Source organism: Microbacterium festucae, assembly GCF_025421715.1.
GTDB classification, from domain to species: domain Bacteria; phylum Actinomycetota; class Actinomycetes; order Actinomycetales; family Microbacteriaceae; genus Microbacterium; species Microbacterium festucae.
On record NZ_JAOEFC010000003.1, the window covers coordinates 129,440 to 155,843 of the forward strand.

22 protein-coding genes and 1 tRNA gene are annotated in these 26,404 nt (G+C 66.0%); 12 read left to right on the plus strand and 11 right to left on the minus strand.

Going from position 1 to position 26,404, the window contains the following annotated elements:
* Positions 1 to 11: 11 nt before the first annotated feature.
* The 3 genes from N3K63_RS10930 to N3K63_RS10940 all read right to left on the minus strand — a co-directional run bounded on the left by N3K63_RS10930 (position 12) and on the right by N3K63_RS10940 (position 4,095).
* Positions 12 to 470: an ASCH domain-containing protein gene (locus tag N3K63_RS10930; protein ID WP_261580210.1), complete on the minus strand. Its 459-nt coding sequence runs from the start codon at positions 468 to 470 to the stop codon at positions 12 to 14.
* A complete protein-coding gene (locus N3K63_RS10935) occupies positions 467 to 2,512 on the minus strand; it encodes a GNAT family N-acetyltransferase (RefSeq protein ID WP_261580211.1) in 2,046 nt (681 codons plus the stop codon). Before N3K63_RS10935 ends, N3K63_RS10930 begins: the two co-directional genes overlap by 4 nt.
* Positions 2,513 to 2,802: 290 nt before the next feature.
* Positions 2,803 to 4,095, minus strand: a complete 1,293-nt coding sequence (locus N3K63_RS10940; RefSeq protein ID WP_261580212.1) for a PIN-like domain-containing protein — start codon at positions 4,093 to 4,095, stop codon at positions 2,803 to 2,805.
* A 1,116-nt stretch (positions 4,096 to 5,211) separates the two neighbouring features.
* Between N3K63_RS10940 and N3K63_RS10945 the strand changes: the two genes are divergently transcribed.
* From N3K63_RS10945 to N3K63_RS10965, 5 genes are all read left to right on the plus strand, one after another.
* Positions 5,212 to 5,787 (plus strand): hypothetical protein, encoded by a 576-nt coding sequence (locus N3K63_RS10945; protein ID WP_261580213.1) that lies wholly within the window; start codon positions 5,212 to 5,214, stop codon positions 5,785 to 5,787.
* Between the two features lie 174 nt (positions 5,788 to 5,961).
* Positions 5,962 to 6,942 carry a LacI family DNA-binding transcriptional regulator gene (locus N3K63_RS10950; RefSeq protein WP_261580214.1) on the plus strand — a complete coding sequence of 327 codons (981 nt, stop codon included), beginning with the start codon at positions 5,962 to 5,964 and terminating at the stop codon, positions 6,940 to 6,942.
* A gap of 223 nt (positions 6,943 to 7,165) precedes the next feature.
* Complete coding sequence (locus N3K63_RS10955; RefSeq protein ID WP_261580215.1) at positions 7,166 to 8,482, plus strand: ABC transporter substrate-binding protein; 1,317 nt, start codon at positions 7,166 to 7,168, stop codon at positions 8,480 to 8,482.
* A 41-nt stretch (positions 8,483 to 8,523) separates the two neighbouring features.
* Positions 8,524 to 9,432, plus strand: coding sequence for a carbohydrate ABC transporter permease (locus N3K63_RS10960; protein ID WP_261580216.1), 909 nt, complete (start codon positions 8,524 to 8,526; stop codon positions 9,430 to 9,432).
* Entirely contained in the window at positions 9,422 to 10,375 is a 954-nt protein-coding gene (locus tag N3K63_RS10965; protein WP_261580217.1) for a carbohydrate ABC transporter permease, read from the plus strand. The genes N3K63_RS10960 and N3K63_RS10965 overlap by 11 nt, the downstream gene beginning before the upstream one ends.
* Positions 10,376 to 10,427: 52 nt before the next feature.
* Here the strand turns inward: N3K63_RS10965 and N3K63_RS10970 are convergent, their stop codons facing one another.
* Together N3K63_RS10970 and N3K63_RS10975 are read right to left on the minus strand one after the other, a co-directional pair.
* Positions 10,428 to 12,803 carry a glycoside hydrolase family 2 protein gene (locus N3K63_RS10970; protein ID WP_261580218.1) on the minus strand — a complete coding sequence of 792 codons (2,376 nt, stop codon included), beginning with the start codon at positions 12,801 to 12,803 and terminating at the stop codon, positions 10,428 to 10,430.
* 50 nt (positions 12,804 to 12,853) lie between these two features.
* Positions 12,854 to 14,491, minus strand: a complete 1,638-nt coding sequence (locus N3K63_RS10975) for an FAD-dependent oxidoreductase (RefSeq protein WP_261580219.1) — start codon at positions 14,489 to 14,491, stop codon at positions 12,854 to 12,856.
* 227 nt (positions 14,492 to 14,718) lie between these two features.
* Here N3K63_RS10975 and N3K63_RS10980 point away from each other — a divergent pair, with 227 nt between their 5' ends.
* Positions 14,719 to 17,223 carry a beta-xylosidase family glycoside hydrolase gene (locus N3K63_RS10980; protein WP_261580220.1) on the plus strand — a complete coding sequence of 835 codons (2,505 nt, stop codon included), beginning with the start codon at positions 14,719 to 14,721 and terminating at the stop codon, positions 17,221 to 17,223.
* 185 nt (positions 17,224 to 17,408) lie between these two features.
* Entirely contained in the window at positions 17,409 to 17,834 is a 426-nt protein-coding gene (locus N3K63_RS10985; protein ID WP_261580222.1) for an SRPBCC domain-containing protein, read from the plus strand.
* 102 nt (positions 17,835 to 17,936) lie between these two features.
* On the opposite strand, the gene N3K63_RS10990 is transcribed toward N3K63_RS10985, so the two are convergent.
* A complete protein-coding gene (locus N3K63_RS10990) occupies positions 17,937 to 18,335 on the minus strand; it encodes a hypothetical protein (RefSeq protein ID WP_261580223.1) in 399 nt (132 codons plus the stop codon).
* 127 nt (positions 18,336 to 18,462) lie between these two features.
* Positions 18,463 to 18,882 carry a hypothetical protein gene (locus N3K63_RS10995; protein ID WP_261580224.1) on the minus strand — a complete coding sequence of 140 codons (420 nt, stop codon included), beginning with the start codon at positions 18,880 to 18,882 and terminating at the stop codon, positions 18,463 to 18,465.
* A 975-nt stretch (positions 18,883 to 19,857) separates the two neighbouring features.
* Here N3K63_RS10995 and N3K63_RS11000 point away from each other — a divergent pair.
* Positions 19,858 to 20,382 (plus strand): VOC family protein, encoded by a 525-nt coding sequence (locus N3K63_RS11000; protein WP_261580225.1) that lies wholly within the window; start codon positions 19,858 to 19,860, stop codon positions 20,380 to 20,382.
* Between the two features lie 48 nt (positions 20,383 to 20,430).
* Here N3K63_RS11000 and N3K63_RS11005 read toward each other — a convergent pair whose 3' ends face one another.
* On the minus strand, positions 20,431 to 21,171 hold the full coding sequence (locus N3K63_RS11005; protein ID WP_261580226.1) for a hypothetical protein: 741 nt from the start codon (positions 21,169 to 21,171) through the stop codon (positions 20,431 to 20,433).
* Positions 21,172 to 21,289: 118 nt separating this feature from the next.
* Between N3K63_RS11005 and N3K63_RS11010 the strand changes: the two genes are divergently transcribed.
* Positions 21,290 to 21,622, plus strand: a complete 333-nt coding sequence (locus tag N3K63_RS11010; RefSeq protein ID WP_261580227.1) for a hypothetical protein — start codon at positions 21,290 to 21,292, stop codon at positions 21,620 to 21,622.
* Between the two features lie 143 nt (positions 21,623 to 21,765).
* Here the strand turns inward: N3K63_RS11010 and N3K63_RS11015 are convergent, their stop codons facing one another.
* Entirely contained in the window at positions 21,766 to 22,365 is a 600-nt protein-coding gene (locus tag N3K63_RS11015) for a dihydrofolate reductase family protein (protein WP_261580228.1), read from the minus strand.
* A gap of 163 nt (positions 22,366 to 22,528) precedes the next feature.
* Complete coding sequence (locus tag N3K63_RS11020) at positions 22,529 to 23,017, minus strand: YajQ family cyclic di-GMP-binding protein (protein ID WP_261580229.1); 489 nt, start codon at positions 23,015 to 23,017, stop codon at positions 22,529 to 22,531.
* Between the two features lie 64 nt (positions 23,018 to 23,081).
* On the opposite strand from N3K63_RS11020, the gene N3K63_RS11025 reads away from it, so the two are divergent.
* From N3K63_RS11025 to N3K63_RS11035, 3 genes are all read left to right on the plus strand, one after another.
* Positions 23,082 to 23,567, plus strand: coding sequence for an FBP domain-containing protein (locus tag N3K63_RS11025; protein ID WP_261580230.1), 486 nt, complete (start codon positions 23,082 to 23,084; stop codon positions 23,565 to 23,567).
* Between the two features lie 79 nt (positions 23,568 to 23,646).
* Positions 23,647 to 23,731, plus strand: a tRNA-Tyr gene (locus tag N3K63_RS11030).
* Between the two features lie 50 nt (positions 23,732 to 23,781).
* The gene (locus N3K63_RS11035) at positions 23,782 to 24,762 is read left to right on the plus strand and encodes a hypothetical protein (RefSeq protein WP_261580231.1); all 981 of its coding nucleotides are present in this window, start codon (positions 23,782 to 23,784) and stop codon (positions 24,760 to 24,762) included.
* A gap of 45 nt (positions 24,763 to 24,807) precedes the next feature.
* Here N3K63_RS11035 and N3K63_RS11040 read toward each other — a convergent pair whose 3' ends face one another.
* A complete protein-coding gene (locus tag N3K63_RS11040; protein ID WP_261580232.1) occupies positions 24,808 to 26,373 on the minus strand; it encodes a phytoene desaturase family protein in 1,566 nt (521 codons plus the stop codon).
* Between the last annotated feature and the right edge of the window lie 31 nt (positions 26,374 to 26,404).

Below are 26,404 nucleotides of genomic sequence, written 5' to 3' on the forward strand. Positions count from 1 at the left end.
GGTACGCCCTGTTATGCGCCGGCCACTGCACACGCCAAAGCGGGTGCCTCCCGCGCGCGCAACCCATCTAAGATCCGGACGTGCTCGTCGGTTAAGTAGCGGAAGCTCTGAGGGGGTTCGATGCCTAGACGCAGACGCAGGTCATGGAGGGGCACGGGGTGGCTCCATCGGTGGAAGTTGTTCACGCGCAGGATCGCGGCTGCATCGAGATCAGAGAGGTAATCGCCGAGCGCCGCCTTCTCGATTTCGATCTGATCTCGGTATAGATTCCAGACCCGGTCAACACGGGGGCGGTCGATCGAGTCCAGCTGCGCGGTGCCCATGATTGCCTTATCGGGCGTGCTCGAATACAGGTAAAGCGTCGTTCCCGGAGGCTGGTAGGGGAATCTGCGGCGAACTTCGGCGGTCTTGGTGCCAGCCAAGATCGCGTGGGCATATCGGGGTCGGACCGACAGTAGAACGGCGGTCATCGAGCTCCAAGCTGCTGCTGTCGTCGGAGAATGCTGTCGAAGAACTGCGGATCTACGCGACGCATCGACATTAGGGGGTGCCTCACGCTGTGGTTTCTCATCAGTTCCTCCAGCTCTTGTCCGCCCAACGGGTGATCCAGGATTTCAGTGTCCTCGAACCGTACGACAGTCACCATCCCGTCGCGGGAAGCCGCACCCTCGATGTGCCGGCGTGTAAAGACGCCTAGGTGCGCGTTAGCTTGATGAGCTGCCGTGGGGGGCAGGCGGGTAACGTCCAACGTTCGCGAATGGGCCATCACTTTGCGCACCGTTCCGCTGCGGTCGCTTGTGACGTACCAAAGAATGCGCGACCCCCGCTCGGGCACCGGCCGGCTGGATCCGCTGTAGTAGACGTGCTCTCTTGAGAGACCGAGTCCACGTTTCCGGTCGCTCCAGAGCGCGCCGCGATCGATACCGAACAGGAGCTCGGCGAACCCAGGTTGTACGGGAATCACGTAGGTGGGAACGGCGAGATCTATGAGCACCAATGGCCAGAGCCGGCGTTCGAGCTCGCGTACGGCCTGCAGATCAGGTTCATCGCCGAGCATCGGTATGTCGTACTTGGTTCCACTGACGCGACCGTCTACGAGAGTTGCGCGAGGGGGGTCACTTCCGACGTAGCCGTCTTGAGCAAGTGCCGACTGAATCACGGGGCCGCTTTGAGCGTCGGTGATCTCGATGGTGGTGAGGCTGTTCTGCCGAGCGACGGAACGCAGGTGTCGGGTGAGCTGTAGCGCAATTGTCGTAGACGACTCACCGCGGCCGGTCCGAAGGATTGAGACCCGCATCACCGGTCCAACGCTTTCCTCCGCGACTAATGCGAGCGGGCGGCCCGATGTATCCGACAGCACTCTCGTTATCGTCGGGTGCTGCGAGATCGCGGCGCGGAGCCGCCGAGCCAGTGTTGATGCCCGCTCTTGAGTCTCGTGTGTAACGAACTTGGTCGCGAGTTCCTCGACGGACCAGGCAGATGCGGGGCGCCATTCCAGATCGAGGGACTCGATAAGGCGGGACCGGAACGTAGGAAGATCCAAGCGTTCGAGCATTTCAGCCACGAGTTCGTGTGGTCGGACGACGCGCACTCCGGCGCCGTCTGGCAGAGCGCGAGTTGCGGCGTGTATGAAGTTCTCGTCGTTGGTCACGACGAACGAGGCCCCAGCAGTGATCGCGTCTACGAGGTGGCAGAAGTCGTTGCGCAGTGACTCGTCGGCGGAAAGGGCGGAGTCGCCAACTTGGCCGAGCAGCTGCGTCAGCAAGGTGTTATCGTCAGCTCGGGTCGAGCGCAGCCTCATCAGCTCTTGCGAGCGCTCGCGTTGCAGTTCGCGCTCGCCGCGATCCGAGATTGCGTTGAGTTCTACATCGACGCGTGGGGACACAACTGGAACGATCGCGGCCTGGAGCCAACCCGCGAGCAGGCCGAGCGATGACTCCCGATCAGGACGGCTCACACTCGGGGAAGCGTAGAGATCCGACACAACATTTGTGTCGTATGCGACGAGCGGTAGTCCCGCCCCCATCGCGGCTTCTTCAAGCAAGTCGAGGCCACCAAGGGGCCTCCACCAAGCGCACAAGATCGACCCTGCGACTGCTCGCCCGGCCTTTTCTCCGCGTGGCGAAAGACCTGCGGATTCCCAAAAGCGGTCGAGGCCTTCGTAGTCTCGCCGACAGTAGGCGAGAACTCCGATCGCCGACGGGTTGCGGCGGATGGCCTCATCGATCAATGCCTTTCCAGCTCCGAGGCCGCGCGCGTCCCCAGCAACGCAAACGTGCACGAGCTTGATGTGGCCCGCTCGCGGTAGGTCATACAGGCAATAGCCGACAACCTCGCCGTCGACCCTTGCCGCGATCAACGTGCGTTTGCGAAGTCGGTCGGCGAATGCAGAATCGGGAAGAAACCCCAAGGTGCCGCTGTGCGTCTTCGCAAGGCGGAGAATCTGGCGCCAGTTCTCTAGCTGCACCACGCTGGGCTCGAGGTGCTCTACCGTGAGCTCAGGGATGGGCATACTACATACCTAGTGGACCCAGCAATGTCACCGCGGTACCGGCGCGCGCATCACGCCGAATGCGGCTAAAGGACTGGTGCACGATCCGCATTCGCTCAAGCGTGAACCCGGGAACCCTGTGCGCACTCGGCACGATTGAACTCCGCGATCACGCGCCGTTCAACCCGCGCATCGACTTCACTGTCTGTGGCCGGGACGAACGACTCGATCGTTGGACTTAGACCGGAGACGATCTTCGCATGATGGCGGGTAGTGCCGTGAGCGGTTCGACGCCCGAAGTTGGCAGAGTTTCAGGGCTCGTCGTAGCGGAAGTCGCCGCCTGGGCCGCCATCCTCTTCCGCATCCCGGTTGTCGGACGCACCAGTCGTGCCTTCGATTGCTGAGCCACGACCAGTAGCGCGTGACGAGTCCGTCGGGCGCCTAAGTCGACGGAGCAGTGCATCGTGACGAGCAGCGGCCTGTTCTTCCGGGGTGAGAGTGTGAGCGAGGTAGTTGGAGAAGTTCGACCAGTCGATGTTAGGGACCTTGATGTGCGCGAGGTACTCGGCCATGGCGCGACCCACGGCGGCAGCTGCTGCTGGATCGATGTTTGGCATCGTTATCTCGCGGAGCGCCTGACGCAGTGCTTCCAGTTGCTCGGGGGGGATGTCGGCGATCACTCGATCCATCGATGCGCCTGTGCCTGAAGGTGGGGGGGGCGGCACGAGCCGAGCGCGGGACACCTGTTGCACTTCCTCGACCGCCTCGTCGCCGATGTCTGAACCCTTTCTCCTCGCCGTCTCCAGGAAACGATCTGGCGTATAGAAGTGAATCCGCTTGCCTGTGGCGGAAGAGAATTCGTCCACGAGTTCGACGCGCGCACCAAGACGTTTGCCTCCCACGATGCGCCACCAGTCCTCTTTCAGATCGTCTGTGACAAAGATCACCGCCCGACCGGACTCGGTTGCATGCTCAATGATCTGCAGCCAGATGACGAGGTCGCCATACTGATCGTTTCCGGGCTTGTCCGAGTCCTTGAACCCAGGCGGCACCTTGTTCTCGAACCGTGCCGCGCCGTCCACGTAGACCTTGGCGAGTTCCTCTTCGCTCCAGCGTCTCCCGACGTGTCCCTCGTATAGGGCCGTGACGGCATCGAAGGTCTTCTCGTGGCCCTCGTGGCTCTCGGCGAACTCAGTGTGCGCCTCTCGAGCTTCGCGGAGTGCTTTTCGGAGGCGCTTCGAGGACTTCTTGAGATGCTTCGGAAGATCGGCCGTGCTGAGCGAAGGGTGTCGCTTGAATCTGTCGACTGCAGTTCGGACCTTGGCCTCAGCCTCCTCAATGGCTTTCTCAATCTCGTCGAACGCTTGGTTCTGCGAGGAGAGGACCGTGAGGTGATTGCGGTGATACTCAACACCCACGTGGAACGGGATCCACAGTTGGTCGGACTTCTCGTTCAGAAGCTTCAGGTACTCGGTTCGCGTGTGCCCGGAGTAGCGAAACAGGCTGAGAAGTGCGCTGGAGTCGAAGACGATGAGGCCGCTCGACCAAAGCTCGGCGTCCTCCTCTTCCGTGGGCGGGTAGTAGCCCGGAAACTCTTTGCGCATCTCGCGACCTCCTCCTGCCACCGTAGCGAACCGCCGCACGCGCCAAGACGTGCGCCAAGGTGCGCGCGAATCGAACAATCGGAGATGCGACCTGCTCGTCGCGGGTGAGAGTCCTCAGGGGGTCGTCGTAGCAGCCGGCGTCCACCCCGAGAGTGGTCTCGAGCGCCCTGTTGGGCGACACCCATGCGGATCGGTCCGCTCTCGCGTTCATTCTTGGTGCTGGCGATCGTGCGCGGTCCCCGAACGGGCTCCGTTGGCGCGCCGATAGGGTCGCGCCATGCAGGAGATGACAACGATCGTGACCATGGTTTCCGCGATGTGGCTGACGGTCGCTATCCTCGCGGGCGGACTCGCACGTACCCGCAACCATTCGGCCTGGGCAAGGTTCCTGCTAACCGTTCTCCTTGGACCAATCGCCGCATTTCTCGTGGTCGTCTGGCCGTCGGCGCCAAATAGGCAGGTAGCGCTATCGACGACGCTCTAATCGTTGTCGCGCGTCGGCAGCACTCATTAGTGCGCGAAGGCGGTTGGCACACGTCCCGTCGCGCACCTGCATCGAGTGATGCGATGCCGCGGGAACCCCGTCGCGTATAGCCCGCCCGTACAAAATCTCAGTGAGCGCCCGCCAAACGCGACAACCGAGCCTCGCGGGTTCTGCATCGGCATCAACGCAGGGGAGGCGTGGTGACAGGAGCGTGATTTGGCGGGGAGGGCCAGCCGGACACCACACCCTCCTCAAGCTGCGTCACAGCTCGTCGCATCCGATCTCCGAGTACGATGCGACGTCGTCACGGGGCTAGCGCGGCAGCCGCCCCAGCCCCGCAGGCGCCTCATCGGTAGTTCGTGAACCGCAGGTCGCCGTCGAGGTCGGCGAGGTTGACGGGGTCGGACGTGTCGGTCGGGTTGCGCCACAACGTCGACGAGATCGTCACAGATCTGGTCGACGGACGCCCCACTGCCGCTGGTCGAGATGCTGAAGCTCGCGAACTCGATGGATGGCTGCTTCGCGAACTCGATGATCGGCACGGGCATCGCTATCGCGAGTTCCTCGCGCTCGAGCCGCGGATCGGGTGCATCTTCGGGGAGAACTCCGGCATAGCGCACTAGGTTCGACGCATGGCGGACTTCGCATTCGACACGGTGCTCTCCCGCAGCGACGCCGATGACGTGGTCCGTGCCGTTGCGGCTCTGTACGACGTGCGTCGTCTGTCGGGGAGGGGCGTGTCCCAGAGCAGGGGAGAGGGACACCGGTTCCAGTTCGCGGTGGACGAAGCGCAGCAGTGGTGGGTGCTGGTCTCCGACAATGGTCGTCGCCAGACCTATCGAAACGGCTTCGTCGACCTCGGCGGCGTGGAGCCGCCGCGCGAGAGCGAGTTCTTCGCATCGATGCCGAAGTCGCTGCGGATGCTGTGGCCGCTGCGAATGCTCACCTGGGGGCGCGGGCGAGAGAGCTTCTCCCCGGTGCTCGTTCAGCCCGTCGGCCGGCGCTCGCTGCTGTTCACCTTCGAGCACGTCGACGACCCCGCGTTCCGACAGACGCTCGTCATCGACCGGCACACGGGGATCGCCAAGCGCATGGTCGGGTACGACCAGGCGATCATCGTGACCGCCATCGACGACCTCGACGCGTGGTCGCCCGATGAACTCCCGCACTTCGAGCCCGTCACGGGCCCCGTGCCGACCGACTACTGACGGCCGCGGGGCCGGCTGCGTCGAGCCACCCGGCATCCCCGCGGCGGGCCCGTCGTTCGAGGTGTGGTCCCGTTTCTCCTGCCCGGCAAGGGTTCGCAGTCTGGCAAGGTGGGAAGGATCCGTAGCGGCCGAACGACAGGTGTGTCAGGCATGAGTGAACCACGAAGGCTCAAGATGGCCGAGGTCGCCGAACTCGCTGGCGTCTCGATCTCGACGGTGTCGAAGGTCGCCAACGGCAGCGCCGATGTCGGAGAAGAGACCCGCGCGCGCGTCGCAGAGCTGCTGCAGCGATACGAGTACGTCCCTCGCCGCAAGCGCAGGACCTTCCTCACCGTCACAGTACTCGTCAGAGACATCTCCCTCGCAACGAACGTCGAGTTCCTGGCGGGTGCGATGGCGGAGGCGCAGAGTCAGCGGGTGCAGCTCGCGCTCGAGCAGCATAAGGACGACGAGCCCGAGGAAGGGTGGATCGAGCAGTTCACTCCGCAGGTGACTCGTGCGGTAATCGCGCTGAGCTCCGCGCTGCGGGCGGAGCACCACGAACAGCTCGCGTCGCGTGGTATCCCGCTCATCGTCGTGTATCCGCAGGACACAGAGAACCTTGTCGCGCCGAGCATCGGGGCGACCGACTGGGCGGGCGGCGTCTCCGCGGCCAAGCACCTGCTCTCCCTCGGCCATTCGCGGTTCGCGATGCTCGCCGGACCCCACCACACCCTCGTTGCTCGCGCACGCCTTTCGGGGTTCCGTGACGCGCTCGAATCCGCGGGGGCACCGCTGGCACCCCAGCATGTAGTCGAGGGGACGTTCGACTACGAGTCCGGCATTCGTCAAGCCCTCGAACTGCTGCGCGGTCCGGACCGACCGACCGCGATCTTCGCAGCGAGCGACCGTCAGGCAATGGGTGCGCTGGAGGCCGCCCGCAGGCTGGGCCTCAGGGTGCCAGAAGATCTCAGCCTTGTCGGGTTCGACGACATCGCTCCCTCGTCCATGACCGCGCCCCCGCTGACCACCGTGGCGCAACCGCTCAAAGAGATGGGTGCGCTCGCCATCACGATGGCGCTGAGCCTCATCGAGAACCAGCCTCTCGCCGTGCGCGATGCCGTGCTGACCACCTCCCTGGTCGTGCGTGGATCGACCGGAACGCCCCCTGCGTGACGAAGAACTCAGCCGATTCACGAAACTTTTGTATTGAGTTTCGTTAAAAGTATCGAGATTCTCCATTGCAATTTTCGGGCTGCCGCGTTACGTTCGTGTCAGCAGAGCCGCGACGGTTCGGTTTCGACCGGACCGGCCCGTCGCGGCAACGGCCGCTGTGACGTGCGCTCAAGCGCCGAATCGGTGGCCACCCGAGGCTCGACCCACCCAATCAAGGAGAATCATGGGCACCACTACGAGAGGCCGCAAGGTTGCTGCCCTCACCGCCGGGATCGCCGCGCTCGCTCTCACCCTCGCGGGCTGCGCAGGAGGCAGTGAGGCCGGAGCGCCGTCCGGCGAGCTCGATCCCGACGCGCCGCTGGATCTGAGGATGACCGTCTGGACCGCCGACGAGCAGCAACTGGCGCTGTTCCAGGAGATCGCCGACGGCTACATCGAGGCTCACCCCGAGCGGGTGGCGTCGGTCTCTTTCGAGCCGATCGGATTCGACGACTACATCCAGACCCTGACCACGCAGCTCGCCGGCAACAACACCCCGGACCTCGGATGGGTGCTGGAGAGCTATGCGCCGGAGTTTGTGGAATCTGGCGCCCTGGTCCCCCTCAACGAGACACTCGAGAACAGCGAGGGGTACGAATTCGACGACCTCCTGCCGTCCTCATTGGCGTTGTGGGAGAAGGACTCCGAGCTCTACGCCTACCCGTTCTCGAACAGCCCGTTCGCGGTCTTCGTGAACACCGACATGCTCGCGGCCGCGAATCAGCCGATGCCCGCCGACCTCGTTGAGAGTGGCGAGTGGACTTTCGACAATGCGCGCGAGATCGCAGCCGCCACTGCGCAGCAGAGCGGCAAGCAGGGCCTGGTCGTGCGTGACTTCGAGTATCGCGTCTGGGAGTTCCTCGCCACGGTCTGGGGTGGATGGGGCGCTTCGCCATGGAGCGAAGACGGCTCCCAGGCGCAGTTCTCTTCTCCGCAGATGGTCGAGGCGCTCCAGTGGGTGCACGACGCAGCGTTCGTCGATGGCGCAATGCCCACGCCGGGTCAGACCGCCGACTTCTTCGCAGGCGAGTCCGCGATGACGATCACGCAGATCTCCCGCGCGTCCGCGCTCGACGGCAGCTTCGAGTGGGATCTCGTGCCACTGCCCGCGGGCCCGGAAGGAAAGCAGAACGTGATCGGACAGGCCGGGGTGGGGGTCTTCGCCAACGGCCAGAATCCCGCGGTCGCCGCCGACTTCCTGGCCTACTTCACGAACCCGGAGAACGCGGCGAAGCTCGCGACGTACTTCCCGCCGCCGCGCGAGTCACTGCTGAACGCCGAGGTCCTGGCGACGGCCAATCCGAAGCTGACCAAAGAGCAGCTGCAGGCCGTCGTGATCGAAGGCATCGAGGGTGCCGTCACGAAGCCGTCGCACAAGAACTTCGCGCGGCTCCAGGAGCAGGTGCGCATCCAGCTCGATGCCCTCTGGCAGCCGGACGCCGATGTGCAGGGCGTGCTGGAGAGCACCGACGAGGCGATCCAGCCGCTGCTGGAGGGCTAGTCCGCCCGATGAGCACTGCTGTTCGAACGAAGAAGCCGGTGGTGCGACGCGACCGATCGCGCCGCACCACCGGTGCGCTCGCCCGCCAAGACTGGCTCACCGGCTATGCAATGGTCGCTCCGGCCGTGCTCGGCTCGATCTGCTTCGTCCTCATCCCGCTCGCCGCGGTCGTCTTCTACTCGCTGCATGACTGGAACGTGCTGTCCAACACCTTCAACTGGACAGGGCTGAGCAACTACGAGGCAATGCTCAACGACCAGGGTCTCAAGGACTCGCTCTTGGCGAGCCTCTGGTTCTCCATCGGGCTCGTGGGGCTCAACATCACGCTGGCGCTGCTCCTGGCTGTGCTGCTCAATCAGAAGCTCCCCGGGACGACCACCTTCCGCACGTTCTTCTTCTCGCCGGTCGTCGTGACGCTCGTGGCGTGGACCATCGTGTGGAGCTTCCTGCTGCAAGCCGACGGCGGCATCAACGGGTTCCTTGCCACGCTCGGTATCGAGGGGCCGAACTGGCTGCGCAACGACGTCACAGCGATGCTCTCGGTGATCATCGTCCAGGTGTTCAAGAACGTTGGACTCAACATGATCCTCTTCCTCGCGGCGCTGCAAGGGGTGCCCGAGGAGCTCTCCGAAGCAGCACGGATCGACGGAGCCGGCGCATTCCGCCGCTTCCGGTCGATCACCCTGCCGATGATCAGCCCGACCGTGCTGCTGGTCAGCATCCTGACCATCGTCGGCTCGCTCGAGGTCTTCGCGCAGATCGCCGTACTCACCGGGGGCGGCCCGGGCAACAGCACGACGGTCCTCGTCTACTACTTCTACCAGCAGGCGTTCATCTACAACGACTTCGGCTACGGTTCCGCGGTCGCCGTGCTGCTGTTCATCATTGTCCTGATCCTGACGCTCGTGCAGTGGCAGACGAGGAAGCGGTGGGTGCACCATGAGAACTGACCTCGACGCGGCGAAGCCGGAGATCGCGCCGGTGCTCGACCTGCAGAGCACGAAGGCGGTACTCCCGCCCCCCAAGACGCGTGAGCGCCGGCGTCGCGCGAACGGCACGCCGCGCATGACGGTGGGGCGATGGCTAGTGGTGCTGCTGCTTGCCGTCCTCAGCATCCCGTTCGTCTTCCCGACGCTGTGGATGGTGACGTCGAGCTTCAAGCCGATCAGCGAGATCCTCGAACGCGTCCCGAGCATCCTCCCCCGCAATCCGACTTTCGACGCCTACCGTCAGGTGTTCGAGCTGCAGCCTTTCGCGCAGCAGTACTGGAACAGCCTGTACATAGCGGCCATCGTCACCATCGGAACGATGCTGGTGGCCGCCATGGCCGGATACGCCTTCGCCCGCATCTCCTTCCCGGGGCAGAACGCGCTCTTCCTTTTGGTGCTCATCGGGATGCTCGTGCCCACTGAGGTCACGATCGTGCCGCTCTTCCGATTCGTCGCCGGCGTCGGCCTCAACGACACTCACTGGCCGCTGATCGTCATCCCGATCTTCGGGGCGCCGGCGGTGCTCGCGATCTTCATCATGCGCCAGTTCTTCGTCGCGCTTCCGGCAGAGCTGGAGGAGGCGGGACGGATGGACGGCCTCACGCGGTGGGGGATCTTCCGACGGATCGCACTGCCTCTGGCGGGCCCCGCACTCGGGGCCGTCGCGATCTTCACCTTCTTGAAGAGCTGGAACCTCTACCTCGAGCCGATCGTCTACCTGTCGACGAAGACGAACTTCACCTTGCCCCAGGCGCTGACACAGTACGTCGACGCCTACGGTGGGCCGATCTGGAACGTTCAGCTCGCGGCGACGACACTCACCGTCGTGCCGGTGCTGCTGGTGTTCCTCTTCGCCCAGCGGCAGTTCGTTCAGGGCCTGGCGAACACCGGTCTGAAAGGCTGAGCACGACCAAGAAGCGGGGGGGGCCGGGGTGGCGCGCCCGCTTCTTCGTGCCTCACGGCGCGGTGGCCGCCGACGCCGCAACCGTCTCATGGGCGACCGACCGGGTGACGAGGTCGTTCGCGCTGATGAGGGCTGCCTCAATGGCTTCGATGCTCGTCGGCCCTGCCCCCCGCACGACGAACGTGTGCGTGTCGCTGGGGAGCAGCGTCACGAGCGCGGTGTCGACCACTGCGTCGGGACCGAGCATGTCGGCGCGAAGCGTCAGATCGACGCAGACGGTATCAGAGCGCACGGTCACGAGCAGCTGGCCCGACTGCGATGCCGCCGAGACGGCCAGCCGAGGGGAAGTCAACGGGCTCTCTCGCGGTTCGCGATCGAGCCGATACTGGCGCCCGAACGGGCTGTCGAGCACGACGATGCCGACGGCGTCACCTGTCGCGTGGAAGATCTCGGGCAACGGTCGGCGTTGCCGCGATCGCGCCGGCGCATGCAGCGCGATCGGGGCGGTCGCGACCACCATGCCATCGAGCGTGAACCGCGTGACCGTGACCGTCGACTCTGCGTCGATCGCCGTATCGTTCACGAAGGTGAGCTCGCGATCCCCGAGGATGACGGTGACGGGCTCGAAGTCGGCGCGAACGGCGTACCAGGCGGGCTTGCGCCTGCCGGCGCTGTCGACCAGCGACCATGAGACCGCGGGCCAGCAGTCGTTGAGCTGCCAGATGAGGATGCCGCCGCAGCTGATCGGCTGGCTCCTGAATCCACGGACGGCGTGCCGCAATCCGTGCGCCTGGTTCAGCTGCGTGGTGAAGATCCAGTCCGAGACGTCTGCCGGGGGCGGAAGGTGCGGCGCGAATGATCGCTCCATCTTCGCGAGCCCGTCGATCGCCTTCTGATGCGCGGCCAGTTGGCCCGCTGAAGGGTCGAGCGGGCGCTCATCGAGCGCGTCGAGCAGCGTTCGCTCGGCCGCTGCGCCCTGAATGCCGAACTCCGAGACGAACCGCGGCATCGTGTCGGTGTAGTGACGGTAGTCCAGAGCGTTCCATACGTCCCAGAGATGGCTGAGTCCGTCTTCGGGTGCGTTCTGGTCGTCGGATGCCCACGAGAACGGGCTGCTGGGAACGTATGCGCGCGCAGGGTCGAGCTCGGCGACAACGGCAGGCAGCAGTTCACGGTAGTACCGCTCGCCCCACGTGCGATCGCCGATGGTGGCGTTCCATCCCCACTCGGTCATACCCCAGATGTTCTCGTTCGAACCGTTCCAGAGCATGAGGGAAGGATGGTGTGCAAGTCGGTTGACCGCGTCGACGGCCTCGGCGCGCACCTCGGACCATAGCGGTTCGTCTTCGGGATACGCGGCACACGCGAACAGGAAGTCCTGCCAGACCAGCAGGCCCAGACGATCGCAGAGATCGTAGAAGTCGTCGGACTCGTATACGCCGCCGCCCCACACACGCAGGGTGTTCATGTTCGATTCCGTCGCGTCGTGCAGCGAGCGCTCCAGGCGTGTCGTGTCGAGTCGGCTGGGGAAGACGTCGTCTGGAATCCAGTTCGCGCCGAGCAGCGGGATGCGGGCCCCGTTCACGACGACCGTGAACGGGTGGCCGTCCGCATCCGGCGCGCTGTCGATCTCGATTGTCCGAAAGCCCAGGTTGCCCGACCAGCGGTCGTCTCCGGCGCGGACGGTCAGCTCGTAGAGATGCGCATCGCCCGACCCCCGCGGCCACCACAGGCGCGGGGCAGCGACCTGCAGCTGCAGGTGCGCTCGCTGCTCGGCAGCGACCTCGACGGCGACCCCGGCGACTTCCGCGTGTATCGAGACGGGGCCGGGGACCCCGGCATGCTCGAGGTCGACGTCGATGCGCACGTGACCGCTCGCATCCGCTGTCGGTCGCACCGCGGCGATCCGTGCTCCCGACCACGACTCCAGACGCACGGGCCGCCAGATGCCCGCTGTGATGACGTCCGGTCCCCAGTCCCAGCCGAAGTTGCAGGCGGCCTTTCGAAGGAAGGCGAACGGATGCGGGTAGATCTTGGGCAGCTCTCCGAGACGTGCCGCCGCTTCGCGAAGGTAGGCCGGCGCCGAGGCGAAGTCGACGACGAGCTCGTTCTGTCCGCGGCGCAGCGCGCCTCTGACGTCGAACCGGTGCACGCGATGCTGGTTGCGGGTCGACCCGATCTCGACGTCGTTGAGGACGATGGTGGCGATCGTGTCGAGCCCGTCGAAGACGAGATCGTGTCGCTCGTGGCCGGTGTCATCCCAGGCGAAGCTCGTGCGATAGCGCCACGTCGCCTCGCCGACCCAGTGCAGTTCGGCTTCGTTCGCGCCGGCGAGCGGGTCGTCGATGAGGCCCGCTCGCATCAGATCGGTATGGACTACGCCCGGCACGATCGCCGGGATCAGTCGACCGCCGATCTTCGTGGGCACGCGACCGTCGAGAGCTTCCAGCGTCCAAGCGTCGTGAAGCGTCCGCCTGATCACCGCTCCCAGCCCCAGCGCGTGCCCTCGGGCCAGTGCAGTTGCACGCCGCGGTCGACAAGCGTCTGCTGGTAGGCGTCGACGAGATCCGCGTCGGCGTACAGCTCGTGGCTGTCGATACCCCGATCAATGCAAAACGCGGCGAGCGCGCCGGCGGCCTCGCCGATCGACCACTCGACAGGATGTAGTCGATAGCAGCCATTCGTGATCTGGGTCGTGCCGATGTTCTTGCAGGCGGGCAGAAGATTGCGCACGCGCTGGGGGATCAGGGCGCCGAGCGGGATCTCGAAGGGCTGGGGGAGATCGCTCTGGTGTCGTCCGCTCACGGTAGACGGGTGTCGGTCGATCCAGAAGTAGTGGCCGACTCCGACGCTGTCGGGGTAGACCGGTGCCGGCTGGTCGCCGCGCACGCTCAGAGCGACCTCTTGCTCCACGATCGTCTGCTTCGCGACGATGCGGCGCGATTCGCGGATGTAGGGGTACTGAGCGAAGCCGTCGGCCGTGCCGGCGATGTCGGCCCGCAGTCGGATGCCGGGGTAGCCCTTGCCCCCGTCAGGGCGCGGCACATCCGTCTGCAGCCAGTAGAGCAGCGACTTGGCGAGCTCTTTCGCCTGCTCCCAGTGGTGCGCGGCGTCGGGGACGTCGAACAGCGCGCCGCCGACGTAGTCGTTCATCGGCCAGTTCACGATGGTGATGTCGCTGGTGTAGAAGCCGGGGGCGAACTGATGGCGCGCCGCGATGCGGCGATAGGTCCAGAGGTCGGGCGAGTTGCCCATGTTCCGGTGATCCAGATCCACGTCCGGGAAAGGATAGGCGTCGTCGGGGTTCAGCTCCAGGCGCCACAGGCGGTCGGGCTTCTGGCCCGGCTCGATCGTGTCGCCGAGGCTGAGGAGTCGCTCGTGGTCGAGTTGCTCCGGCTCCCAGTCTCGGAACTTCTCGTACTCCGCCGGGCGCTCGATCGTGTGATCTTCGCCCTCCCGGTAGTCGATCGCGAAACACCATGTCGCGCCCTGCATATCGGTCGGGTCTGCGGTCTCCGCAGCGTGTGGCTCGCCCGTCATCTCTCTCGACTCGCGCCCCGAGACGTACTCGACGCCGCCGAGGGCCAGTAGGTCGCCGAGCTCGGTGGCATCGATGACGAACGGAGCGCGCAGCTGCGTGACCTGACCGTCCTCTCCCCGCACGGTCACCTCGGTGACCCGGTCGCCCTCGGTGCCGACCGCGATGGCTCTCGTTCGAGTGAGGACTGTCAGTCGATCCGCGCTTTCGTATGCCATCAGCATGTTCGAGATGACGCTCACCGCCACGCGCGGATCGACGCTGATCGGGCTCACCCACGCCGCACCGGGGTTGAGAAGCGGGTCGCGGCGCGCATCTTCGGTGAGGGGAAAGTGGTCGCGGTAGTACTGACGCAGCGCTTCGCGGAAGCTGCGGTAGGAGCTGTTCGCGCCGGTGGTCTCTATGAAGAGGTGCTCGTCGGTGGGGACGAGCTGGCTGGTGAGCTGACCGCCGAGCCAGAGATTCTCCTCTGTGAGGATGACCGATCTGCCGGCTTCGAGCGCCGCCTGGGCGGCCGCAACGCCGCCGAGGCCCCCGCCGATGACGATCAGATCCGACGTGAGCGTCTTCGCTTCCATGCTGCTCCTCTTCCTGCGAGGTTCGCCGCATCGAGCGACCTCGCTTCTGGGATCCTAGCAATTCCCTCGAATAATTCCTTCAAGTTTCGCCATGAATCACGAAAATTATGCGAAAAAGACTAGACGGGCACGGATGCGGTGCCTAGCTTTTGAGTACAGGTGCCCGCGCCGTTGCGGGTGCCCAGAGCAAAGGAGCCAACATGAGACTGCGCCCTCAATGGGTCGCGATGGTTGCTGCCACTGCGTTGTCCGCGGGCGGGATCGTCCTTGCAGACACCTCCTCACCCGCACTCGACGAGGGCGGAGAGCTTCCGATCTTCACCTCGACCGGACCCATCCTCGACCCGATGACGACGGAAACCTGGAACCCCACCCAGGAGTTCATCTTCCCGACGATCTTCCACGCCGGCGAGCACCTGGCGGATCCGCTGGGCGAGTGGTACTTCTACTTCGGACCGCACGACGCCCCCGGCGGCATCAACATGATGTACGCCGACTCGCTCGACGGGCCGTGGACGTTCTATGAGAACAATCCGATCGTGACCAGAACCTGGGAGCCGCATTACGACGTGTCGCACGTGGCAGCGGCGGACGTCGTCTACAACGATGAGCTCGACAAGATCGTGATGTACTTCCACGGCGAGAACGACACTGCCCGGTACGCGACGAGCGACGACGGCGTCACGTTCGAGTACGGAGACGTCTTCATGACGACCGACACTTTCGGCCAGAACTCCACGGAGACCTCCTACCATCGCGTCTTCGAGAACCCCGAGATCGACAACCCCGACTCAGCGGTCTTTGGCTACGCATGGGCCCAGTACTTCATGGTGAACGACCGGGACAACACCCGTCGCGTCGGGCTTGCCGTCTCCCACGATGGCCTCACGTGGGAGCCCCAGAGCGGGTGGGTCGCCGAGCCGAATGCGCAGACGGGTCCGAACATCGCGCCTTCCGGCTTCTGGCAGTACGAAGGCCAGAACTACGTGCTCTTCCACGGCAGCGTGGGAACGATCTTCGCCAAACGCGTCGACGAGGACCTTCGGTCGTACGGAGAGACCGAGGTCCTGTACGTGCCCGATGTCATCCCCCCAGAGGCAGGACGCTCGTCGTCGCCTCGCATCATCGAGTACGAGGGCGAGACGCGGATGTTCTACGAAGCGGGCGTGCGCGGGCACACGACGATCTTCCAGGCAGTGCTCGATCCCGAGGGCACGCGTGATCCGTTGAACCGCCGCCCGGCCGACCCGATGTATGAGGAGTGTCAGGCGGAGGGCTCGGACGAGTTCGATTCGACGGAACTCGGCGAGCAGTGGACGGTCGTGAACGGCGACCAGGCCGACGCGCGGCTCGAGAACGGCTCGCTGGTGCTCGACACGGCGGTCGCCACCACGGCGAACTTCGGGCTCGCTCCGAGCGTGCGGCAGAACCTGCCGACCGACCGTGCGTGGGAGTACACGACCGAACTGGAGTTCGACCCGACTCAGCTGCATCAGCAGGCCGGGATCCTTCTTCACCGCGACGACCGCAACAACGCACGAGCGACGTTCGGGTATGCGCGGCGTGGGGGCGAGAACTTCCAGTTGCGGTTCGACTTCACCTGGAAGCGCAACGGCACCGATCGGTTCGACACATGGGTGTGGGAAGACGCGTACTTCCCGGGCGACACGACCGGCGACCGCGTCTGGCTGCGGGTGACGAACCAGGGCGAATACATCACCGCCGCGCTCTCGCTCGATGGGCAGCGGTTCCTGAAGCTCGGTCAGCCGATCCCCACGGCACAGCTCGCGCCGACGACCGTTGGGCTCGGCGCGGCACGCAGCTCGGAGAGCATCGCGGAGATTCCCGCGGCGTTCCACTGGTTCCGCGGCTCGCCGAACGTCGCGCAACCTCTCTCGTGCGATGAGCCGCCAGTGCACGAGGCTCCCACCGTGACGGGATCGGTCTCCGGGCGCACGGTCACCCTGGAGGCGCGGCCGTTCGGCACGGCGACGATCGCGAACTTCGGCTACGTGATCAACGGTGGACGGTTCATTCCCTACACCGGTCCGTTCGACGTGCCCGGGACCGAGGCTGCCACGATCCGGTTCAGTGCGCGGGACTCGTTCGGGGCGAAGTCGGAGGACGGCGTCCTCGAGATCCCGGCGGTCGTCGAACAGGACAACGCGCGGCCGGAGGTGAAGTTGGCGGCTCCCGCGACCTCGGATGCCATGCAGGCGCTGGATGTTGTCGTCGAGGCGACCGACGCCGTCGGGCTCGCCAAGGTGATCGCCAATGTCTACGACAACGCCACTGGGAAGCTGGTGAAGTCGACGCAGTCGACCGCGGGCGGAGCAACGGCGTTCACGCACAAGGCGTCCGTCGCGCTCCCGGAGGGCGCGTACACCGTGCGCTACAACGCGCACGACACGTCGGGAAACGTCTCGCAGACGGGGTCGTTCGCGTTTGTGATCGACACCACACCGCCGCGTGCGACCGTCAAGGCGGACGGGCCGGGCGGCTACACGGTCGCCACCGGGGAAACCTACGACGTGATCTCGTTCAAGCTCTACGACGCACATAAGATCGACAGGGTCGAGCTGAACGGGAAGGTGAAGGACCTCACCGACAACGTGTGGTCGGACGTCAACTTCATCGCTCCGTCGACGTTCGGTGCGGTGGAAGGGGAGAACACCCTCGTGGTGCACGACGTGGCTGGCAACACCGCCGCTGTGTCGTTCACCCTGAACTGACGGTCAACGGGAGTGCGCGCCCGGGCCTTGCCTGGGCGCGCACTCTCGTGTTCCCGCTGATCCGCTGCAGAGCGAATCGGACCGGCGACGGGGTTCCGGTCGCAGGGCTGGTCTTGAGGCGAGGATCAGCCCGTGATTAGCATCGAGGAATGGGGCGGGTAGACCGAGCAAGTGTGTTGGTGCACGTGGCTCCTGAGCTGGTGTTTCGGGCGTGGACCGATTCGGCTGCCCTGCTGCAGTGGTTGCCGCCGAAGGGCATGCACGCGCGGTTCGAGCGGTTCGACATGCGGGAGGGTGGCTCCTACCGCCTCGCGCTCGTGTACGACGATGCGTCGGAAGCGCCGGGAAAGACGACCGCTGATGCTGATGTCTCCGACGTTCGGATCAGTCGGATCGTGGAGGGCTCCCGCATTGTGCAGGAGGTTGATTTCGAATCTGACGATCCTGCGTTCCAAGGGACGATGACAATGGAGTGGAGGCTGCGCGCCGACCGCGAGGGAACCACGGTGGAGTTTGAAGCGCGGAACATCCCCTCCGGAATCCGAGCTCGAGACCACGCCGAGGGTCTCACGTCATCCTTGGCAAACTTGGCCGGCTACCTCGAGCCCTAGCGGGGCGCCGCGGAGACTGTCTGATGGGGTCGGTCAGCGCGCGGCCTCGATCTGCATCCTCTCGCCGGTCGCACGCCGGCTCGCTGCGCGCGACTTCGCGGCTCAGGACGTGAATGCAAAGAGGTAATTCGCCTGAGCGAACCCGAACGCGCTCACGAACACAACGCCTCCCAAGATGGCCGATCCGACGAGCGCGACCAGAGCCCAGAGCCAGCGCGCCCCGCCCGCCCGACGGGGCGGCCAGATCGCGACGGCGGTGGCTCCCATGAACGCGACCGCGAATCCTCCCCATTCAAGCCCGCTCGCGGTGCGGTACACCGTCTCCTCCGCCTGGGTCGCCGGCCATGGGATATCGCCTTGAACGGTTCCGAAGAGAAAGCCACTCGCTCCGAAGAGAAGAACCACCAGAGCGGCAGTGACAACTAGCGGCCTCCAGGAGATGCGCGCGGTGCGCGGAGCCGCATCGAGAACTGACGTCGTCTGCTCCGCAAGCGTGCCCATGGGGACATCGTCCCCCGTGACTCTCGAGCAGGCAAGATGGTTGCCTGCGAAGTCCGCATGACGAGCCTCTATCGCGCGTGACGCTTGGGTGAACGGAGGCTCGAGTCGAGTTCCGCAATGCCGACTCTCAGCGATGTGTGAGCGGCTCGAGCGCCGAGCCTCGGCGATTCATGAACTGTAAGAGCGCCGATCCAATGGTGCCGACCCCTAGGCCAACAGCGAGCCCGATTGCGGCAAAGGCGATCGATCCGATCGCTGGCGCGGGCCCTGGAACAAACTCGCCGTTCAATCCCGCTGTGGAATCGGGGATCTGCGAAATGATCCCCGCTGCGGGAAACGCTAGCCCGAGAGCCAGCCCGATGAGCCCGACCAGAACCGATGGGCGATAGCGCGCGAGGCGAGAGTCCGACTTGTCAGCACCGACAAGGCTCGCGATCAAGAATGCGCACCCGCACACCGACGCCCCGAGCGGCACGGTCAGGAGCCAGCCCAGCGCAACGGCGCGACTTTCTGACTGAACCAGCGCACCGACGGAGACGACGAGCATCCCGCCTAATAGCAGCGCTACGCCAAGGGCGAAAGAGAGCCGTCGCATGAGCCGAACGTACAGCTCGCCCGCCGCGATGAGAAGAGTAAGCGCTCGCTGAGGTCGCATGCACGCCGGTCCTGTTCTGGCACGCTCGTATCACCGAGAGGAGCCATGCGATGTCGAGAGAACATCGGGGAGCGCCCACCGCTTTCATCGCGTTGACGGTGTTCGCCATGATCGCCTTGCCTGGTTGCGCCTCTCTTCTGTCTGCGCCCGGTGCGGTCCCTTCCCCTCGACAGCCGGAATGCGCGGTCGCCGAGGATCCCCATGGGGAGCCGCCGCCTGAGGGTTGTGTCGTTTACGACCCCGAGCAGAACATGGCCGACAACCAGCGCTGGCGTGAGCGTGTCGCGATCTCGGCTGACGCCCACGCAGCGGGAGATTCGCACGTCGAATCGGTCACGCGGGGCCTGACTGACCTGCGAGCCTCTGGCACAGTCACCGCGGAGTCAGTCCGACAGGTCTTCCTCGACGAAGGGTTCCCCGCCCAATCGATCGCGACTCTCGGGGATCGGGGAAACGTAGGCTTCGGAGTGACCGTCAGTTCTCCCAGCCAGGAGTCCACCGCGTGTCTCTTTGGGGTGGTGGGACCGAACGGCGTCAGCGTTGACGTCGGCGGCCCCATCATGGACGGTGGGTGCCTCGAAGGCTTAGGAGGGCACTAGGTCGCTCGACGGTCCCTCCGCGGGCAGCCGAGATCTGCGGTCCGGAAACGTGCACTGTCGGGCGGCGTGAGCTGAGTGACTCTCGTCCAGATCGTTGGTTGCCGTTGCGGCCGGCGCAGGGTTTGCAGATTGTGGGCTTTGAGGACTGATGCTGTCCGGATTGTCGGCGAGCATTGAGCAGATACGCGAAGGAGTACCCATGTCCACGTTGCCGTCTCATCCCATTCCGCCGGCCCCAGCCGGCTCGAACACCGTGAACTCGTTCATCATGACGGATGACGCGCCCGGCCTCATCGCGTTCGTCGGCGCCGTCTTCGATGCCGTCGAGAACACCGACGCCCGTACGGGTGATACCGACGGACTCGTCCTCCACTCCGAGATCCACATCGGCGACTCGCTCCTCACCATCGCCGACCGCAAGCCGACCTGGCCCTACACCCCCGCGTTCACGCGGGTTTACGTCGTAGACGCGCGAGCGACTCTCGAGCGGGCGGTCGAGCACGGTGCACGAATCGTCACAGAGCCGACCGAATTCTGGGGTGACGTGTTCGCGCGTTTCGCCGACCCGTTCGGTCACCTGTGGTGGGTGTATCAGCACACCGCCGCAGCGCAGGAATGGGATGCGGCATCCGACACCTCCGACGCGTCTGACCACACCGGCGAGTGGAGTGCCGCAGATCCCTCCGATGCCAGCGGCTCGTGGGAGGACTTCGCCACACCCGAACTCGACTACATCCACTCCACGCTCATCGAGGCCATGGGCAGCTTGCGCGACCCGCGAGAGAAGAGCTGACCGCTGGCGGCGGACTATTCGGGCGCCTTGCGCCCTGAAGCCGGTCTGCTAGTGGGCGTCCTCGAGGATCATTTGGGCTGCCTCAACGGCGAGCGTAGCGGCGCTTTCGATGCTCATCATGGTGCCGTCAGCGATCACCCATAGGTCGTCTTTGATGGCATACGCGATGGCCGTGCCGATCCCGTCTTCGACGTAACGAGCGAACACAGAGACGTCGCCCTGCGGTGTCGCGGTGTACTCGGCGGACTGGTTGAGCGCGGAGGTCAGCTCCTCGAGCGACTCTGCTGGTACGACAGCGACGTCTACGAACATGAGCCCGTCCGATCCGGGGATGCCCCACCCGCAGTTGATCGTGTCGGTCGCGCCGCGGTACGTCTCGTTCGCGAGCGGGCCGGGTAGCCAGTCCCGGTTGCGGTCAGCGGTCAGGTCGAACATCGGTTCCACCTGCGGGCTGGTCTGAGCGCGGACCTGCTCAACGGTGAGCATTTCATCGCAGGCGGGGATCGCCGCAACACCCCGGTCGACCATGGGCGGAATGGGGCTCTGGGTCCCGGTCGGTGTGGAATCGGGCGTCACTTCCGCGGTGACTGTCTTTGTCGGTAGTGGTGTGACTGAATTTCCTCCGGCGCACCCGGTGAGCATGACCACTAAGCCAGCGGCAGCGACTGGCCCTCCGATGCGAAGAACGATCAGCTCGTGTCCTGTTCGAGCACTCTGCTTGAGGGGTTGCTGGCGCAGTGCTTTGACGAGTCGGGAGAACCGTGCGGCCGGGAACGCTGCGTCGATCATGATGTCACCGTATCGGCACTCACCGGAAGGATCGGCGCGCCGAAAGGACCGCCAACGTTCGCGAGCCGACGTCAGCGATTTACTGCTCTCAATCCGGTCTGACCGATAACTTGAGCGGATGACCGCCAAAGCTGATAGGAGCGCAGCGGGGGCGGTTGTCGTCGTCGCGGTCGTGCAGGTGTTCGTGTTTGTTGTGACCACGGCGGTGTACGGCTGGAGCACGATCTTTGCAGGCAACGCTTGCGATCCGAACTGCGACTGGGCCGGTGCCGAGCGTGCTGGCCTGACGTACTTCTTCGTCTCGCTGGTCATGTTCCTGTGCACAGCGGTCGCTGTGGTCTACGCCTGGCGAACCGGAAAAGCACTCACATGGGTGCCAATGCTGGCAAGTGTGGGTGTCTTGGCCGGCCTGCTGATCTCCCTCGGCCTTTTCCGTGCTGCGATGGGCTGATTGGCACGTGCGCCGCAGCTACAAGCCGCCGCGGCCATCGTGATCGAACGCGCCGACGGGCTGATCCCATCCGACTTCAGCCTCGGGAGCACCACAGATTGCTCCGGGCGCGTCACCTGACGGTGGGTGCTCGGGCGTCTACCTCAGGCGCCCGCTCGATGCGCTCGGCGATCGAACGTGAGAACGCGAACGCCGCCGTCAAGCAGGATCTCGTCCACGGGTTGGAAGAGTGTCGGAACGAACGGGCCGTCGAAGAGGGGCACGCCGGAGCCGATGACAGAGGGATTCTGTTTGAGGATGAGTCGATCGATCTCGGGCAGCAGCGCCGCGGCGATGGCTCCGCCCCCGACGAGCCAGATATCGCTGCCCGGTTGCGATTTCAGCTCACGCACGTAGGCGGTGGGGTCGGAGGACACGATCTCGACCGCCGGGTCTGGGCTATCGGTCACGGTGCGTGAGAACACGATGTGTCGAAGGTGCGGATAGGCGTTGGTGATGCCCGCGGCCAGACCGATCTCGTAGGACTTTCGGCCTTCCACAACAGTGTCGAAGGTCAGGGGCGGGCCCACGATGCCGAGCGCGTCTCTGGCTGGCGCCGGCAGCGTTTCGGCGTAGTTCTCGGCGATATAGGCGACGAGATCGGGAGTGATCGGAAAGTACTCCTGGCCGCTCGGGTCCCCACGGTCGGGCGCTGCGATGAATCCGTCCAGAGTCGTCGCGACAAAGTAGACAAGCTTGCGCATGTGTTCCTTCTGAGGTGGCCGGGCAGGTCGTCTCGAGTCTCTCAGTTCGCGTCGTACCCGCGCACGCCGCCGTACCCGCTGTCAGCGGTTAGCACGCGTCCTGTCGCGCTCTTGCGTCGACCAAAGCGATGCGCGCGGAAGCCGCCCCGGCCCCGCAGGTGCCTCAGCGGTAGTTCGTGAACTGCAGGTCGACGTCGAGGTCGGCAGCCTTCAGCAGACGCTGCACTTCCTGCAGGTCGTCGCGCGACTTCGAGCTGACCCGCAGCTCGTCGCCCTGAATCTGCGACTTCACCGACTTGGGGCCCTCGTCGCGGATGATCTTGCCGATCTTCTTCGCGCTCTCCTGCGAGATGCCCTCCTTGAGCGAGGAGGTGATGCGGTACTCCTTGCCGCCCGCGACCGGCTCGTCGGTCTCGAGCGACTTGAGCGAGATGCCGCGCTTGATGAGCTTCGTCTGGAACACGTCCAGCACCGCCTTCGCGCGCTCCTCGGAGTTCGCCTTGATGAGGATCTGCTCGCCGCTCCACGCGATCGACGCGTCGGTGCCCTTGAAGTCGTAGCGCTGCTCGACCTCCTTGCGGGCCTGGTTGAGGGCGTTGTCGGCCTCCTGGCGGTCGATCTTGGAGACGATGTCGAAAGAGCTGTCAGCCATGCCCGCGATTCTAGCCGCGGGGCGTTCGGCCCCGGCATCCGTTCGGTCTTTCTAGACTGGCGGGATGCGGGCACTCACCGAGCACCAGCTGCGCGAGACGCTGGTCAACGCGTCGGCCGAGGAGCGACAGCGGCTGGCGCTGCCGGCTGACTTTCTCTTCGTCGACTGGGATCACCTCGACTTCTACGCCTGGCGCGACCCGCGCACGAAGGGGCGCGGATATGTCGTAGCAGAGGTCGGCGGCACAGCCACCGGCATCGTGCTGCGCGCCTCTGACAGCTCGTCGCATGCGCGCGCGGCGATGTGCAACCTGTGTCACACGATGCAGCCCGGCGATCAGGTGACGATGTTCACCGCGCGCAAGGCCGGCGACGCGGGGGAGCGGGGCGACAGCGTGGGCACGATCGTGTGCGCCGATCTGTCGTGCCACGAGAACGTGCGCCTGGCCGCGCCGCTGGCTCCCAACGAGTACCGGGCCAGCGTCGACCGGCGCATCGACGGCACCCGACACCGCATCGAAGCCTTCGTCGAACGCGTCTGGGAACCCTGATTTCTGCCAACGGTTCTGACCGGGTAGCATTGTGGATCGCGCCTCCGGTCGACTGTACAAGCTGGGCGGGTGCGCACTTGGCGAGTTACCCAAGCGGCCAAAGGGATCTGACTGTAAATCAGACTGCACTGCATTCGGGGGTTCGAATCCCTCACTCGCCACCACGTGAAAGCCCCCGGACCGGGGGCTTTTCGCGTCCGACGGAGGAGCGACCATGAGCGAGCCGATCACCTCACCCGCCTCGAGTCGCGTGCTGCGCGCGTCGGTCTGGATCGCCATCGGCGCCCTGATCGCCGCGGCGCTGGTCTGCGTCATCTGGGTGCTCGTCGGCGATGAGAACGGCATCGTCGGCCGCGCGTTCCTCACCGTGCTGCTGCTGGCGGGCTTCGCCGGCATCGCGGTGGCCGAATCGCACCTGGCCTCACGCCGGCCCGCGTGGTTCGCGCTGGCGAGCATGGTCGTCTGGGTGCTGACCCTGCTGCTGGCGGCCGTGTTCATCTGGATGCCGTTCGCAGGATCCAGCTACGGCCAGGGCATCGAGCGGTTCGCCCGCTTCTTGCTGGTGGTGCTCATCCTGCAGGCGGCGCTGCTGCACGCGCGCCTGTTCGTGAAGGCCTATGAGCGGCACCGCACCACGTTCACCACGATCGTGGCGTACGTGACGATCGGGCTCGTCGCCATCCTCGCCTTCATGCTCGTGCTGCCGCTCACCCTCGAAGAGCACGTGCGCTTCCTCTCCTTCTACTGGCGCGTGGTCGTGGCCCTCGCCATCCTCGCCGCCGTCGGCACCGCACTGCTGCCGCTCGTGAACGCGCTGTCCGCGCCGAAGCGGCCCCGACCGGCGCGGCCCGAGCCGGCGCCCTACGGCGCTCCGGCGCTCGGCTACGCCGCCCCGGCCGCCTGGCCGACCTATGCCGACGGGCGCACGCCCCTGCCGGTGCTGCCCGACGGCACCCCCGACTGGAACGCCTACTACACGGGCCAGCCGACCTACCCGCATGGCTTCCTCGCCCCGAGCAGCGCGGCGCCCGCACCGGCACCGCAGCTGCCCCCGCCGGCACCGCACGCGGCCGCCCCGCAGGCGTCCGCACCGGCACCGCAGCAGCCCGCTCCGGCGCCCGCTCCCGGGCACCCGGCACCGGGCCAGGCTCCCGGCTACGAGAGCTTCCCGCCGCCGCCTCCGCTGCCGCGCTGACCGCCAGCGCCGCGCTGACCGCGTGACGCGCGCTGACCGCCCGCGTCAGCCCAGCAGCTCGAGTGCCGCCGCGGCGGCGTTGTGACCGCCGATGCCGCTGACGGCGCCGCCCCGCCGCGCGCCCGATCCACACAGCAGCACCCGGTCGAACGCGGTCGACACGCCCCAGCGCCGCGCCGGGGTGTCGAGCGGCTCGTCGTCGTCGGCCCACGGCCAGTCCAGGCCGCCGTGGAAGATGTCGCCGCCGCGCATCGCCAGACTCGACTCGAGGTCGGCCGTCGTGCGCGCCTCGATGCACGGGCTGCCGTCCGGGTCCTCATAGATGCAGTCGGCGATCGGCTCGGCCAGCACACTGTCGAGCGACCGCTGGGCGGCCGTCAGCAGCGCGGCGCGTGCCGCGTCGGCATCCGCGTGCGCGACGAGCCGATGGGGCACCTGCAGGCCGAAGAGGGTGAGGGTGTGGGCGCCCGACTGCTGCAGCTGCGGCCCGAGAATCGACGGGTCGGTGAGCGAGTGGCAGTAGATCTCGGCGGGCAGCGGGTCGGGCACGGCGCCGGCGACGGCCGCGGCGTGCGCGGCGTCGAGCTGGGTGAGGGTCTCGTTGATGTGGAACGTGCCGGCGAAGGCGGCCTCGGGCGCCACATGCGGGTCGCGCAGCCGCGGCAGCCGCCGCAGCAGCATGTTCACCTTCACCTGCGCACCCTCGGGAGCCGGTGCCGCGGCGACGTCGGCGCCGCCCGCACGCAGCAGATCGGCCAGCACTGCGGGGGCCGCCCCGCACAGCACCAGCCGACCGGCGACGACCTCGCCGCCGGCGAGCGTGACCTCGCCGTCGGGTGAGATGGCGGTGACCTCGGCATCGGTGCGCAGGGTGGCGCCCGCGGCGCGGGCCGCGCGTTCGAGCGCGCCGCTCACCTGCCCCATGCCGCCCACGGGCACGTCCCAGTCGCCGGTGCCGCCGCCGATCACGTGGTAGAGGAAGCAGAGGTTCTGCCGCAGCGACGGGTCGTCGGCGGTGGCGAAGGTGCCGATGAGCCCGTCGGTGAGGGCGATGCCGCGGGCGAGGTCGGAGTGCAGCGACCGGCGCACCAGGTCGCCGAGCGGCCGCTGGGTGAGCTCCTCCCACAGGTCGCCTCCGAACAGGCCCGACACGTCGCGCGCGCGCCGCAGCGGCGCGGTGACCGTGGGGAACAGTGCCGCCGCCATCGGCAGCAGCCGGTCGGAGAGGGCCGCGAAGCGCTCGGCCTCGCGGGCGTCGCCGACGGTGCGCGCGAAACTCGCCACCGTCGCCGCGGCATCCCCGTTGTCGACCAGGATGCCGCGTGAGGGGTCGGCCGGGTCGGGCGTGTACGACGAGTAGCGGCGCCGGCGCAGATCGATGCGCAGATCCAGATCGTCGATGATCGTGCGGGGGAGCAGGCTCACCAGGTAGGAGTAGCGCGAGAGGCGCGCGTCCACCCCCGCCCAGGGGCGTTCCGACACCGCCGCGCCGCCGAGATGGTCGGAGCGTTCGAGCACCACCACCGAACGGCCCGCGCGGGCGAGATAGGCGGCGGCGACCAGGGCGTTGTGGCCGCCGCCGACGATGACGGCATCCCAGGCGTCTCTCATGGGTTCACCGTAACCGCGTAGCGTGGTCGAC

Coding starts and splice junctions, on each gene's coding strand:
- N3K63_RS10990 (WP_261580223.1), bottom strand. CDS start 18,335: ATGGGCACGCTTGCGGAGCAGACGACGTCAGTTCTCGATGCGGCTCCG.
- N3K63_RS11010 (WP_261580227.1), top strand. CDS start 21,290: ATGACCGCCAAAGCTGATAGGAGCGCAGCGGGGGCGGTTGTCGTCGTC.
- N3K63_RS11020 (WP_261580229.1), bottom strand. CDS start 23,017: ATGGCTGACAGCTCTTTCGACATCGTCTCCAAGATCGACCGCCAGGAG.
- N3K63_RS11000 (WP_261580225.1), top strand. CDS start 19,858: ATGACGGATGACGCGCCCGGCCTCATCGCGTTCGTCGGCGCCGTCTTC.
- N3K63_RS10955 (WP_261580215.1), top strand. CDS start 7,166: ATGGGCACCACTACGAGAGGCCGCAAGGTTGCTGCCCTCACCGCCGGG.
- N3K63_RS11040 (WP_261580232.1), bottom strand. CDS start 26,373: ATGAGAGACGCCTGGGATGCCGTCATCGTCGGCGGCGGCCACAACGCC.
- N3K63_RS10950 (WP_261580214.1), top strand. CDS start 5,962: ATGGCCGAGGTCGCCGAACTCGCTGGCGTCTCGATCTCGACGGTGTCG.
- N3K63_RS10935 (WP_261580211.1), bottom strand. CDS start 2,512: ATGCCCATCCCTGAGCTCACGGTAGAGCACCTCGAGCCCAGCGTGGTG.
- N3K63_RS11035 (WP_261580231.1), top strand. CDS start 23,782: ATGAGCGAGCCGATCACCTCACCCGCCTCGAGTCGCGTGCTGCGCGCG.
- N3K63_RS10945 (WP_261580213.1), top strand. CDS start 5,212: ATGGCGGACTTCGCATTCGACACGGTGCTCTCCCGCAGCGACGCCGAT.
- N3K63_RS11005 (WP_261580226.1), bottom strand. CDS start 21,171: ATGATCGACGCAGCGTTCCCGGCCGCACGGTTCTCCCGACTCGTCAAA.
- N3K63_RS10995 (WP_261580224.1), bottom strand. CDS start 18,882: ATGCTCGTCGTCTCCGTCGGTGCGCTGGTTCAGTCAGAAAGTCGCGCC.
- N3K63_RS10975 (WP_261580219.1), bottom strand. CDS start 14,491: ATGGAAGCGAAGACGCTCACGTCGGATCTGATCGTCATCGGCGGGGGC.
- N3K63_RS10980 (WP_261580220.1), top strand. CDS start 14,719: ATGGTTGCTGCCACTGCGTTGTCCGCGGGCGGGATCGTCCTTGCAGAC.
- N3K63_RS10930 (WP_261580210.1), bottom strand. CDS start 470: ATGACCGCCGTTCTACTGTCGGTCCGACCCCGATATGCCCACGCGATC.
- N3K63_RS11015 (WP_261580228.1), bottom strand. CDS start 22,365: ATGCGCAAGCTTGTCTACTTTGTCGCGACGACTCTGGACGGATTCATC.
- N3K63_RS10965 (WP_261580217.1), top strand. CDS start 9,422: ATGAGAACTGACCTCGACGCGGCGAAGCCGGAGATCGCGCCGGTGCTC.
- N3K63_RS10940 (WP_261580212.1), bottom strand. CDS start 4,095: ATGCGCAAAGAGTTTCCGGGCTACTACCCGCCCACGGAAGAGGAGGAC.
- N3K63_RS11025 (WP_261580230.1), top strand. CDS start 23,082: ATGCGGGCACTCACCGAGCACCAGCTGCGCGAGACGCTGGTCAACGCG.